General features: G+C 75.5%; 13 protein-coding genes. 5 read left to right on the top strand and 8 right to left on the bottom strand.

The genetic code is table 11. The annotated features are described in order from the left end of the window. Nucleotides 1-21 precede the first annotated feature (21 nt). The 4 genes from D7294_RS07005 to D7294_RS07015 all read right to left on the bottom strand — a co-directional run bounded on the left by D7294_RS07005 (nt 22) and on the right by D7294_RS07015 (nt 3,765). The gene (locus D7294_RS07005; RefSeq protein ID WP_120676661.1) at nt 22-966 is read right to left on the bottom strand and encodes an ABC transporter permease; all 945 of its coding nucleotides are present in this window, start codon (nt 964-966) and stop codon (nt 22-24) included. Beyond that, nucleotides 963-2,609 carry an ABC transporter substrate-binding protein gene (locus D7294_RS07010; protein WP_241562164.1) on the bottom strand — a complete coding sequence of 549 codons (1,647 nt, stop codon included), beginning with the start codon at nt 2,607-2,609 and terminating at the stop codon, nt 963-965. Before D7294_RS07010 ends, D7294_RS07005 begins: the two co-directional genes overlap by 4 nt. Nucleotides 2,610-2,752: 143 nt before the next feature. Further along, nucleotides 2,753-2,824 carry a putative leader peptide gene (locus D7294_RS33920; protein ID WP_422070667.1) on the bottom strand — a complete coding sequence of 24 codons (72 nt, stop codon included), beginning with the start codon at nt 2,822-2,824 and terminating at the stop codon, nt 2,753-2,755. Between the two features lie 533 nt (nt 2,825-3,357). Further along, nucleotides 3,358-3,765, bottom strand: a complete 408-nt coding sequence (locus tag D7294_RS07015; RefSeq protein ID WP_120677107.1) for a CoA-binding protein — start codon at nt 3,763-3,765, stop codon at nt 3,358-3,360. Nucleotides 3,766-3,836: 71 nt separating this feature from the next. On the opposite strand from D7294_RS07015, the gene D7294_RS07020 reads away from it, so the two are divergent. Beyond that, a complete protein-coding gene (locus D7294_RS07020; RefSeq protein WP_120676665.1) occupies nt 3,837-4,466 on the top strand; it encodes an IMPACT family protein in 630 nt (209 codons plus the stop codon). 115 nt (nt 4,467-4,581) lie between these two features. Next, on the top strand, nt 4,582-5,628 hold the full coding sequence (locus tag D7294_RS07025; RefSeq protein ID WP_120676667.1) for a pectinesterase family protein: 1,047 nt from the start codon (nt 4,582-4,584) through the stop codon (nt 5,626-5,628). Between the two features lie 61 nt (nt 5,629-5,689). On the opposite strand, the gene D7294_RS07030 is transcribed toward D7294_RS07025, so the two are convergent. Beyond that, nucleotides 5,690-6,145, bottom strand: coding sequence for an Lrp/AsnC family transcriptional regulator (locus D7294_RS07030; RefSeq protein ID WP_120676669.1), 456 nt, complete (start codon nt 6,143-6,145; stop codon nt 5,690-5,692). 94 nt (nt 6,146-6,239) lie between these two features. On the opposite strand from D7294_RS07030, the gene D7294_RS07035 reads away from it, so the two are divergent. Together D7294_RS07035 and D7294_RS07040 are read left to right on the top strand one after the other, a co-directional pair. After that, a complete protein-coding gene (locus D7294_RS07035) occupies nt 6,240-6,716 on the top strand; it encodes a rhodanese-like domain-containing protein (RefSeq protein ID WP_120676671.1) in 477 nt (158 codons plus the stop codon). Between the two features lie 42 nt (nt 6,717-6,758). Continuing rightward, on the top strand, nt 6,759-7,628 hold the full coding sequence (locus D7294_RS07040; protein WP_422070664.1) for an SDR family oxidoreductase: 870 nt from the start codon (nt 6,759-6,761) through the stop codon (nt 7,626-7,628). Nucleotides 7,629-7,703: 75 nt separating this feature from the next. Here D7294_RS07040 and D7294_RS07045 read toward each other — a convergent pair whose 3' ends face one another. Continuing rightward, nucleotides 7,704-9,386: a DUF885 domain-containing protein gene (locus D7294_RS07045; RefSeq protein WP_120676673.1), complete on the bottom strand. Its 1,683-nt coding sequence runs from the start codon at nt 9,384-9,386 to the stop codon at nt 7,704-7,706. A 76-nt stretch (nt 9,387-9,462) separates the two neighbouring features. Further along, nucleotides 9,463-10,134 carry a GNAT family N-acetyltransferase gene (locus D7294_RS07050; protein ID WP_120676675.1) on the bottom strand — a complete coding sequence of 224 codons (672 nt, stop codon included), beginning with the start codon at nt 10,132-10,134 and terminating at the stop codon, nt 9,463-9,465. Between the two features lie 360 nt (nt 10,135-10,494). On the opposite strand from D7294_RS07050, the gene D7294_RS07055 reads away from it, so the two are divergent. Beyond that, nucleotides 10,495-11,373, top strand: coding sequence for an RNA polymerase sigma-70 factor (locus tag D7294_RS07055; protein ID WP_120677112.1), 879 nt, complete (start codon nt 10,495-10,497; stop codon nt 11,371-11,373). Between the two features lie 33 nt (nt 11,374-11,406). Here the strand turns inward: D7294_RS07055 and D7294_RS07060 are convergent, their stop codons facing one another. Beyond that, a complete protein-coding gene (locus tag D7294_RS07060) occupies nt 11,407-12,165 on the bottom strand; it encodes a glucose 1-dehydrogenase (protein ID WP_120676677.1) in 759 nt (252 codons plus the stop codon). Nucleotides 12,166-12,358: the final 193 nt, after the last annotated feature.

Here is a 12,358-nt window from a genome sequence, read left to right on the forward strand (position 1 = left end):
CCTGCCACGGCTTCCTCCGCCTCAGGCGGACCGCAGGACGATCCGCGGATCGACCTTGGGATAGACGAGGTCAACGGCCAGGTTGATCAGTACGTAGAGGGCTCCGACGAGGAAGACGAGCGCCCGGATCACCGGGAAGTCGTGGGTGTCGATGGCCTTGGCGGTGAGGGTGCCGAGCCCCGGCCGGGAGAAGACGGTCTCGGTGATGACGGCGCCGGCCACGATGCCGCCGACCATCATGCCGAAGAGCGTCATCGCGGGGATGGCGGCGTTGCGCAGCGCGTGCACGGTCGTGGCACGCAGCCGGCTCGCGCCCTTGGCGCGCGCGGTACGCACGTAGGGGTCGGCGAGCGCCGTGCGCAGGCTCCTGCCGAGCACCTGCGTCAGCGTGCCGATGCCGGGCAGCGCGAGCGCGAACGCGGGCAGCACCAGCCGCGAGAGGTCGCCCTCGCCGAACGCGGGGAACCAGCCGAGCCGGAAGGAGAAGACCTGCAGCAGGATGATGCCGGTCCAGAAGCTCGGGACGGCGCCGCCCGCCACCGTCACCGACCAGACCGCGGAACGCAGCGGCGCGCTGGGCAGCAGGGAGGCGGTCACCGCCGCCGCCACCCCGGCGACCAGGGTCAGCAGCAGGGCGGCGGCGGCCAGTTCGAGGGTGGGCGGGAGCGACCTGCCGAGCACGGCGCTCACCTCGTCGCCGGTGGCGAAGGAGGTGCCGAAGTCGAGTCGGACCGCCCCCCACACGAAGTCGAGGTACTGCGCGTACAGCGGCCGGTCCAGGCCGAGTTGGGCGCGCAGCGCGTCCGCGGCGGCGGGGTCGACCGAGGAGCCCTCCCCGCCGCGGCCGCGCAGCATCACCGTCACGGCGTCGCCCGGCACCAGGTGCAGCACCATGAAGGACACGGTCAGCGCGGCCCACAGCACGAACAGGCCGTTGCCGAGCCGGACCAGGACGTAGCGGGTCACGACGCGAGCCACACCTCGTTGAGCAGCGGCTTGGCCTCCAGGTCGGTGCGGAATCCGCCGACGTGGTCGCTGAAGCCGTAGGCCGAGACCCGGTCGTAGACGGGTGCCGCGTAGCCCTGCTCGACGATCCGCTGTTGGGCCTGGGCGGCGATCTCGCCGCGCTCCTCGGGGTCCACCGTGGTCTGCAGGGCATTCAGCAGCTCGTTCAGCTCCTCGTCCGGGTTGCCGTACCGCAGGCTGTACGACGGGTCGAAGGAGGAGTAGACGAGCCGGAGCACGTCGACGTCCGCGCGGGTCTGGCTCCAGGTGGTGAGGTCGCCCGGGTACTGGTCGATGGTGACGTCGGGGAAGGTCGCGACCGGGTCGAGGACGAGCTCGATGCCGACCTCGGCCCACTGCTGCTGGACCAGCTGGTGCTGCTGCTCGGCCTGCGGGTCGCCGCTCTCGTAGGTGAGGGTCAGGCTGAGCTTCTCGCCGTCCGCGTTCCGGCGGATGCCGTCGTCGCCGATGACGTCCCAGCCGGCGCGGTCGAGCAACTCGGCGGCGGCCCGCGGGTCGTGGCGGATCTCGTCGGACTGGTCGACATAGCCGGGGTTGGTGGTGGTCAGCACGCCGGTGGCGGGCCGGTTCACGCCGTTGAAGACGGCCTGCACGATCGCTTCCCGGTCGAGGGCGAGGCTGAGGGCGCGGCGGGTGTCCGCGTCCTGGAGCTTCGGGCTGCCCGGCAGCGGGACGTAGGGGATGGAGATGGCGGGCAGGGTGGCGGTGGCCACGCTGAAGCCCGGGGTGTCCGCCAGCTGCTGCCGGCCCGCGGGCTGCACCGCCTCGATGAGGTCGACCTGGCCGCTGGTGAGGCTGCCCTGCCGGACGCTGCCCTCGGGGATGGCGTCCAGCTGCACCGCGTCGACGTAGGCGGCGCCCTGGTTCTCGGCGATCGGGGAGGGCCAGGCGTAGTCCTCGCGCCTGACCAGGCGCACCGACGTCTCCGGGGTGAACTCGTCGAGCGTGAACGGGCCGGAGGCGGCGAAGTCGCCCAGGCACAGGTCGGCGGGGTCGTTGCCGAGGGAGGCGGGGGAGAGCTGCACCAGCGAGGCGGTGGCGGTGGCCTGGAGGAACTGCGCGTTCGGCTCCTCGAAGACCACCGTGGCCGTGTACGGGTCCTCGACCACGGTCTCCTGGTACCCGGTGAGGAAGCTGAAGGCCTGCGGGGCCTGGACGCCGAGGTCGATGATCGCGTCGAAGTTGGCCTTGACCGCCTCGGCGTCGAACTTCTCGCCGTCGCTGAAGGTCACGTCGTCGCGGAGGTGGAAGGTGAACCTGGTGGCGTCGTCGCTGATCTCCCAGGAGGTGGCGAGCCAGGGCAGGATCTCGCCGGTGTCCGGGTCCTGCTCGGTCAGCGCGTCGGCCAACTGCCGTCCTGTCATCCGCGAGTTGAGCTGGGGCCGCTGCCGGGAGTCGACGCAGTCGGGCGCCTCGCTGAACGCGTAGTGGAGGGTTCCGCCCCGGACCGGCTCGCCGGACGCGGGGCCGCCGGCGTCGTCCGCGCCGTCGGTCCCGCAGGAGCCGAGGAGGAGGACGAGGGCGGTCGGCAGGACGAAGGCGAGGGACAGGCGTCTCGCGGCAGGCAGGCGTGAGGAGAACACGGCAGAGTGGTCCTTTGAGAGCAGCCGTCACGGAACGTGCGGCGAGGACAAAAAGGGGGGAGAAAAGCAGGGGTGAAGAAAAAAGAGAGCCAAAGAGGCGACCGCGGCGCGTCGGTGAGCGCGCCCTCAGGCGGTGGCTGACGTCAGGCGGAACAGGAGGCCGTGGTGACACGGCCCAGGTCGACATGTCGACGTGACGTCAGGGCGGAACGCATGGCGACGAGAATGAGCCATGCGGCGTGGCGCGTCAAGGGCGTGGATCACACACAGGGCGCGGCGGCGCGCGGTCCGCGGAGGCGATGATCCCCGCCCGGGAACCGCGGCCGGGGCGGACCGCCGCTCGGCACGTGACGGTTTCCCGTGCCCGCGGGGCACCGGGCGCGCCCTACGGTGAGGCGGTCCGCGCGGCGCCTCGTGGCCACCGCGGCAACGTCCGCCCCACCGAAGGAGGCAACACCCACCGGCCCGCGCAGACCGGACGGACCTGGCCGGCGCGCACCCCGCGGGCGACGACGGCCGAGCTGACCGTGGTCAGCCGGATCGATCTCCACGACATCCCGGCCGCCGCCGCGCCGGCCGTGCGGCGCTCCGCCGTGGCCGAAGTGCGCGGGACCGCGGGCGAGGGGACCTCGTGCTCGAATCCGGCGAGACCGGGACGTTCGACCTCGGAACGCCCCCTGACTCCGGGAACGGACGCTGACGCGGCGGCCGGGCCGGGACGGAGGGCCCGCACGCGGCCCGCCGGCCGTCAGCGCAAGGACGCGAGGTCGATCGCCGGGCAGCGGTCCATCACCATGTCGAGGCCGGCCGCCCGCGTCCTGCGGTAGGCGTCCTCGTCGATGACGCCCAGCTGGAACCACACCGCCTTGGCCCCCGCCGCCACCGCCTCGTCGGCGACGGAGCCCGCCCAGGCGCTGTGCACGAACACGTCCACCACGTCGACGGGGAAGGGCACGTCGGCCAGCTTGGCGTAGCCGGGCTCGCCGTGCACCGTCTCCGCCTTCGGGTGCACCGGCACGATCCGCTTGCCGTGCCGCTGGAGCACGGCGGCGACCCCGTACGCCGCCCGGCTCGGGTTGTTCGAAAGGCCGACGACGGCCCAGGTGTCGCCCGTCTCGGTCAGAATCCGGCGCGCGGTTGCGAGATCCCCATACATGGCCATGACCCGGCAACGAGCGGGCGGGCCCCGCCATTCCCGCCCCGGCCGGCGCGTTGCATAGTGGGCGGGTGGCGGACGCATATGTGACGGTGGCCCGCGAGGGCGTGCACGAGACGGAGGTCAGCCGCTCCCGCTTCCGGTGCGCCCTGGCCCCGGCCGCCTCGGAGGAGGACGCCCTCGCGTTCCTCGCCCGCGTGCGCGCCGCCCACCCGGCCGCGAGCCACCACTGCCACGCGTACGTCATCGGCGCGGACGCAGAGATCCAGAAGAGCGGGGACGACGGCGAGCCGGGCGGCACGGCCGGGCTGCCGATGCTGCGGATGCTGCTGCGCCGCGACGTGCGCTACGCGGTGGCGGTGGTCACCCGCTGGTTCGGCGGCACCAAGCTCGGCGCGGGCGGCCTGATCCGCGCCTACGGCGGGGCGGTCGGCCAGGCGCTGGACGCCGTCGGCACCGTCACCCGCCGGCAGTGGCGGCTGGCCACCGTCGCCGTCTCCCACCAGCGGGCGGGCCGGCTGGAGAACGACCTGCGCGGCACCGGGCACCGGGTGCGGGAGGTGGCGTACGGGCCCCGGGGGGTCACCATCGAGGTGGCGCTGCCCGAGGCCGGGATCGGCGCCTTCCGCGCCTGGCTGTCCACCGCGACCGCAGGCACGGCCACCCTCGCCCTCGGCGAGCGGACCTACGCCGAGGGCTGAGGCGCGGCGCCGGGCGGGGCAGGAACCGGGCGCAGGCGGATGCCGCGGGGCAACCTCCACGGCCGCGGCGGCGACCCACGGGGGACAGGCGTCCCCCTACGAGATCGGACCCCGCATGCCCAGAGTCTCCCGCCGGGCGGCGCTCCCGGCCGCACTCGCCGCGCTCCTCCTCGCCGCCGCCGCGCCCACGGCCGCCGCGCACGCCCCGCGTGCCGCCGCCGGCCTGACCGTCGCCAAGGACGGCAGCGGCGACTACACCACCGTCCAGGCCGCCGTCGACGCGGTCCCCTCGGGCAACTCCTCCGCCGTCACCATCACCGTCGAGCCCGGCACCTACCGGGAGACCGTCCTGGTGCCGAGCGACAAGCCGCACCTCAGGCTGGTGGGGGCAGGCGACTCCCCGGACGACGTGACCATCGTCTACGACAACTCCTCCGGCACCCCGAAGCCGGGCGGCGGCACGTACGGCACCAGCGGCAGCGCCACGGTGGCCGTGGACGCGGACGACTTCCAGGCCCGCAACCTGACCTTCGCCAACGACTTCGACGAGATCGCCCACGCCGACCAGGCCAACCACCAGGCCGTGGCCCTGCGCACCAGGGGCGACCGCATCCTGCTCGACGGCATCGTGGCCGACGGCGACCAGGACACCCTGCTGCTGGACTCGGCGAACAAGGAGACCCAGGGCCGGGTCTACCTGACCCGCTCCCGGGTCCGCGGCAACGTCGACTTCATCTTCGGCCGCGCCACCGCCGTCATCACCGGCACCGTCATCGAGGTGACCCGCCGCCCCGACGGCAGCTCGGCCGGCTACGTGACCGCGCCCTCCACCGCCGCCGGCCGGCACGGCTTCCTCATCACGGGCTGCACCCTCACCGGCGACGTCAGCGACCACACCTACTACCTGGGGCGGCCCTGGCACGCCGGGGGCGACGCCACCCTCGACCCGGAGGCGGTGGTGCGCGACACCCAGCTGAGCGCCGCCGTGCGCCAGGCGCCCTGGACCGACATGAGCGGCTTCTCCTGGCGCGACGACCGGTTCGCCGAGTACCACAACTCCGGTCCCGGCGCCGGGCAGGAGAGCGCGGACCGGCCCCAGCTGAGCGACGCGGAGGCCGGGGCGTACGAGCCCGCCGACTGGCTCGGCGACTGGACTCCCTGAGCGGCCGGCCGCGCCCCGGCCCGCGGGCCGGGGCGCGGCCGCACGGGCCCGCGGCCGCCGTTCAGGCGCGTGGGCCCCCGAGCGGCCGGCGGGGGAGCGGGGAGGAGTAGACGACGCTGGTGGTCACCGGGCCGAGGCCGGAGACCCGCCCGGTCACCTCCTCCAGGTGCCGCATCGAACGGGCCGCGACCTTCAGCACGAAGCAGTCCTCGCCCGTGACGTGGTGCGCCTCAAGCACCTCGGGCGTCGCCGCGATCAGGTCGTGGAACGGCTTGTAGTTGCCGTGCGGATAGCGCAGCCGCACGAAGGCGAGCACCGTGAGGCCCACCCGTTCCGGCTCCACCACGGCCGTGTAGCCGGAGATCACCCCCGCCTCCTCCAGGCGCCTGACGCGCTCGGTGACGGCGCTGGCCGACATGTTCACCCGCCGCGCGAGCTCGGCGTAGCCCACGCGCCCGTCGGCCTGGAGCGCGTCGAGGAGACGCCAGTCGGTGGCGTCCGGGGAATACTCGGCCATGCCGCCTGTCTAGCAGGGAGATCCACGGCGAATCAACTCGATCGCCGTGGAAGCTCTCTGCCCTGGCGGCCCGCGGCCCCGTAGATTCGCCGCCATGACAGAACAGCTCACCGCTCCCGGTCCCGCCGTCCCCCAGGCGCAACCGGCCGCCGCCGAGGCCCACTTCGCCGCCAGGCTCGCCTTCCATACCGACGTTTCCGACGTGCACGCGGCGCTGCACGCGGGCGAGCCCGGCTTCGTGCTCGTGGACTCCCGCAGCGCCGAGTCCTGGGACCAGGGCCACGTTCCCGGCGCCCTGCACCTGCCCACCGCGGACATCCCGGCCCTGGCCCCGCGCCTGCTCGGCCCCGGCGTCCCCGTCGTCACCTACTGCTGGGGCCCGGGCTGCGACGGGGCGGCCCGCGCCGCGCTCGCCCTGGCCAGGCTCGGCCACCCCGTCAAGGAGATGCTCGGGGGCTACGAGTACTGGGTGCGCGAGGGATTCACCGTCGAGGCCGCGGACGGCAGCCGCCGCGCCGCGCCCGACCCGCTGACCGCCCCCGCCGCGGCGGGCGCCGACTGCGGCTGCTGAGGCGGAAAACCACCTGACACGGCCGCCGGGACCCGGGCAGTCTTGGCGGCCGTGATCCACGAAAGCACCCCGCGCCCCCCGCGGCGCGACCCCCTCCCCCTGCGGGGCCGCACCGCCCTTGTCACGGGGGCCAGCCGCCGGAACGGCATCGGCTACGCCACCGCCAGGCGGCTCGCGGCCTACGGCGCCTCCGTCTACCTGCACCACCACGTCCCGCACGACGCGGCCCAGCCCTGGGGAGCCGACCCGGAAGGACCCGGGCGGCTGGCCGCCGACCTCGGGGAACTGCTCGCCGAGGGGGCGGTCGCCGCCCACGGCGCCGCCGACCTCGCCGAACCCGAGGCGCCCGCCCACCTGGTGGAGGCCGCGGCCGAGGCGCTCGGCGGGCGCCTGGACATCCTCGTCGCCAACCACGCGCTCAGCGGCCGGGACGGGCCCCTCGAAGCGGTGGACGCCGGCATGCTCGACGCCCACTGGCAGGTGAACGCCCGCTCCGGCGTGCTCCTCGCCCAGGCCTTCGCCCGCCACCGGGAACGGGCCGCCGAGGCGGCCGGGCGGCCGGAGGACCTCCCCGCCGGGCGGATCGTGTTCATGACCTCGGGCCAGGACCTGCGCGGCGGCATGCCGAACGAACTCGCCTACAGCATCTCCAAGGGCGCCCTGGCCACCGCCGTACGCGCCCTGGCCACGGCGCTCGCCGGGCGGCGGATCACCGTCAACGCCGTCAACCCGGGCCCGGTGGACACCGGTTACCTCACCGGAGCCGACCACGCCGCGGTGGCCGCCCTCTTCCCCGGCGGCCGGTGGGCCGAGCCGGACGACCCCGCCCGCCTCGTCGCCTGGCTGACCACCGACGAGGCGGCCTGGATCACCGGCGAGGTCGTCAACTCGGAGGGCGGCTTCGCCCGCTGAGCCGCCACCGCCCCCGGGCAGCGCGGCCGCCCCCTCCCCGCCCGGCGGGGACGGGGCGGCCGCCGCGGGGCGCCGCTACAGCGCCGACAGCTCGGCCACCAGGTCGTCCAGCCCGAGGGACCCCTGCGAGAGAGCCGCCATGTGCCACTTCTTCGCGTCGAAGGAGGCCCCGTGCGCCGCGCGGGCCGCCTCCCGGCCGGTCAGCCAGGCGCGTTCGCCCAGCTTGTAGCCGATGGCCTGCCCCGGCATGCCGAGGTAGCGCACCAGCTCGCTCTCGATGAAGTCCGCCGGGCGCCCGCTGTGCCGCCCGAAGAACTCCTGCGCCAGCGCGGGAGTCCAGCGCTCACCCGGGTGGAAGGGCGAGTCGGCCGGGATCTCCAGGCTCAGGTGCATGCCGATGTCGATGATCACCCGCACCGCCCGCATCATCTGGCAGTCCAGGTAGCCCAGGCGCCGCTCGGCGTTGTGCAGGAAGCCGAGTTCGTCCATCAGCCGCTCCGCGTACAGCGCCCAGCCCTCGACGTTGGCGCTCACCATGCCCACCGTCGTCTGGTACCGCGAGAGTTCCTCGGCCACGTGCGCCCACTGCGCCAGCTGGAGATGGTGCCCCGGCACCCCCTCGTGGTACCAGGTGGACACCAGGTCGTAGACGGGGAAGCGGGTCTCGCCCATCGTCGGCAGCCAGGTCCGGCCCGGCCTGGAGAAGTCCAGCGAGGGGCTGGTGTAGTACGGCGCCGCCGCGCTGCCCGGCGGGGCGATCATCGTCTCCACCCGCTTGACCCGGTCGGCCAGCTCGAAGTGCGCCCCGTCCAGGGCCCCGATCGCCTCGTCCATCAGCGCCTGCAGCCAGGCCCGCACCTCCTCGACGCCCTCCACCGCCTCGCCTGCGGTGTCGAGGTGGCGCAGCGCCTCCCACGGGGTCGCGCCCGGCAGGATCTTCTCCGCCTCGGCCCGCATCTCCGCGTGCAGCCGGTGGAACTCGGACCAGCCGTACGCGTAGGCCTCCTCCACGTCCAGGGTGGCGCCGGTCCAGTACCGCACCCACCGCGCGTACCGCTCCCGGCCCACCGTCTCGGGGGCGCCCGCCACGGCCGGCGCGTAGCTGTCGCGCAGCCAGTCCCGCAGCGCGGCGACCGCCCCGGTGGCCTCGGCCGCCGCCGCGTCCAGCTCGCCGCGCAGCGCCTCGGGGCCCGCGGCGACGAACTCGGCGAACCAGCCGCCCTTCTCGCCGATCCACTCGCCCAACTGCCCGATCACCGTGGACACCTGGCGCGGACCCGCGGGCAGCGAGCGCGCCAGGCCCTGCGCCAGGGACTCCCGGTAGCCCTCGAGCGCCGCGGGAACCGCCCGCAGCCGGGAGGCCACCGCCGCCCAGTCCTCCGCGCTCTCGGTCGCCATCAGGGTGAACACGTTGCGCACCTCGTGCACCGGCGAGCTGAGGTTGCTCACCGCCCGCAGCGGCTCGCCCGCCTCGTGCACCGCGAGCTCCGCGCTCAGCCGCTCGCGCAGCAGCCGCGCGCAGCGGCGCTCCCCGTCGTTTCCGGCCCCCGGCAGCTGCTCCGCCGCGGCGAGCCGGTCGAGGGTCCTGCGGGCCAGGTTCGCTATCTCCTGCCGCCCGTCCGGCGAGAAGTCGGGTAGTCGCCCCGCGCCGGCGGCCACGCCGAGGCTGGTGCCGATGATCGGGTCGAGGTCGATCAGGGCGTCGGTATAGGTGTCCGCGAGACCACGGGGAAGCAAGGTACTGGTGTCATCTGACATGCGCCCATCCTGGTACGCCGGTCCCGCGTTCGTCACCACCGGACCGCCGTGTGCTTCCCGACAGCGCCGCCCGCGTTTACGGCAGGCCGTGCGCCCGCCACGGGCCCGGGCGCGGCGGCGCCGAGCCGACGGGCTCCCGCAGGCGCAGCGAGAGCACCTCGGCGCCCGCCTCCACGCGCCGCTCCAGCGGCAGTCCCGTGGCGCGCATCGTCGCCATCATCCCGGCGTTGGCCGCGGGCGTGACCGCGTACACCACCTCGTGCCGCTCGCGCGCCGCGAGGCTCAGCAGGGAACGCAGCAGCCTGGTGCCGATGCGCCGCCGCTGCCAGGCGTCCTCCACGAGCAGCGCCACCTCAAGCTCGCCCTCCGCCCCCTCGTCCCACAGCAGATGGCCGAGGCCCACCAGACGGCCCCCGGCGGCGCGCGCCGCGAGGCTGCGCCCGAAGCGGGGGCTCAGCAGGTGCGGCAGGTAGCTGTTGGCCGCCGTCACCGCGCCCTGGTACCGGCCGGCGAGGGTGCGCGGCGAGCAGCGGGCGTGCATCTCGCGCGCCGCCGCGAGATCCGCCAGGCCCGCCGGCCTCAGCACCACCTCCCCGGCGGGACCGGCCGCCGGGCGGCGGGGGCCGGGCTCGCGGGCCGGCCGCAGCTCCCGGCAGCCGCGGCCCGACCAGTAGGACTCGCCGCCGAAGCCGGGGCGGTCCAGACGCGGGAAACTGAGCGAGCTACGGGGTACTTCGGACTCTGCCATGGCAGCACTGTCGCCCTCCGTTATTGCCTGATCAAGAACGTGCTGTGACCGGAGAGTAAAGCAGGCCAAGGGGGCGATTTCTCCCAACGCGCGCGCCCCGCGCAGGCGCACGCGCCTCTCCCGCACCACGCCCGTGCGGCGCCTGCCCCGGCGCCCGCCCCGGCGTGCGCCCGCCGGTGCCGGTTGCGGGCCGGGCACGGGCCCGGCTGGACACCGCACCCCGCTCTCGGGTGGGATGGGCCGGTGGCGAGGAAGAGCACGGACGGCCCGGCCGCGACCGGCACCCCCGGGCCCGGCACCCCCGGGACCGAGGCGCCGGACACCGGGACGGCGGGGGCCGCGACGGCGGAGGCCGGGGCGCTGGCGGATTTCGAGGCGCACCGCAGCCTCCTGTTCGGCGTCGCCTACCGCATGCTCGGCCGCGTCGCCGACGCCGAGGACGTGGTCCAGGAGGCGTGGCTGCGCTGGTCGGCCGCGGACCGCTCCGGCATCGCCACGGCCCGGGCCTACCTGATCCGGATCGTCACCCACCTCGCCGTCGACCGGCTGCGCCGGCTCGCCGCCCGCCGCGAGACCTACGTGGGCCCCTGGCTGCCCGAGCCGCTGCCCACCGACCGGGCCACCGCCGCGGCCGAGGCGGCGCCCGAGGGCGCCGAGCGGGCCGCGTTCGCCGAGACGATCTCCTTCGCGCTGCTGGTCGTCCTGGAGACGCTCTCCCCGCTGGAGCGCGCGGTCTTCGTGCTCCGGGAGGCGTTCGGCCTTCCGTACGGCGAGATCGCCGGGGCGCTCGGCCGCGGCGAGGCGGCGGTCAGGCAACTCGCCGGGCGCGCCCGCCGTCACGTCGCCGAGCGCCGCCCCCGCTACGAGGTGGACGCCGGGCAACGGCGCCGCCTCACCGAGCGGTTCCTCGCCGCCGCCTCCGAGGGCGACCTGCCGGGCCTCATGGCCCTGCTGGCGGAGGACGCCACGCTGGTCGGCGACGGCGGCGGCGTGGCGAAGGCGCCGGTCCGGGCCATCCTCGGCGCCGACAAGGTCGCCCGCTTCACGCTCGGCATCGCCAGGAAGCCCCCGGCGGACGCGGCCTTCCGGCTCCTGGAGTGCAACGGCGCCCCGGCGCTCTTCGTCACCAGCGGCGGGGCGCCGCACAGCCTGTTCCTGCTGGAGGGCGCGGGCGGGCGGGTGCACCGCGTGTACGTCCAGGCCAACCCCGCCAAGCTGGGTCACCTGCTCACGGCCTGAGGCCGCCGGCGCGCCGCCGGGCCCGGCGGCGCCTCACAGGCCGCCCGCCACCCGGAGCACCGCGCCGTTGGTGTACGAGGCCTCGGGCGAGAGCAGCCAGGCGATCGCGTGGGCGATCTCCTCCGGCCGGCCGGGGCGCCGCAGGGGCACCCGGTCGGCGACGCGCCAGGGCCGGTCCGGGTCGCCCATCGTCGCGTGCATCTCCGTCAGCGTGGTGCCGGGCTGCACCGAGTTGACCCGCACCCCGTCCGGGCCCAGCTCCTTGGCCAGCCCCACCGTCATCGCGTCCACGGCCGCCTTGGTCGCCGCGTAGTGCACGTACTCGCCGGGGCTGCCCAGGGTGGCCGCGGCGGAGGAGACGTTGACCAGCGCGCCGCCGGGTCCGCCGTAGCGGGTGGACATCTCGCGCGCGGCCCGCCGCGCGCACAGCAGCGCCCCCACCAGGTTCACCTCGACGACGCGGCGCATCGCCGCCGGGTCGGTCTCGGCGAAGGGGCCGAGCAGCCCGGTGACGGCCGCGTTGTTCACCAGCCCGGTCACCGGGCCGAGCCGCTCGGCCGCCGCCTCGAAGAGGTGGTCCACCTCCGCCTCGGCCGAGACGTCCACGCGGAGGGCGACGGCCCGGCGCCCGGCCTCCCGCACCCGTTCCGCGACCCGCTCGGCCGCCTCGCCGTCCCGCACGTATCCGATCGCCACGTCGTGCCCGGCCCGCGCCAGCCGGACGGCGGTGGCGGCCCCGATCCCGCGGCTGCCGCCGGTCACCACGGTGACGCGGCCCGCTGATTCCTCCATGGGCCCAGCCTAGGAACCCCCGGCCCGGCGCGCCCACCCCGCGGGACCGGCCGGGCGCCGCGGTCCCGCGGGCCCCGCCCCGGTGGGGCCGCCGGCAGACCGGCCGATGTCACGAACGGGGCCGCGCCGCGCGTCCTCCTGCGGCAGGCACGCCCACGAGGCGACCCGGCACGGCGGCACGGCACGGCGGCAC

The organism is Streptomyces hoynatensis (genome assembly GCF_003626535.1).
Lineage (GTDB): Bacteria > Actinomycetota > Actinomycetes > Streptomycetales > Streptomycetaceae > Streptomyces > Streptomyces hoynatensis.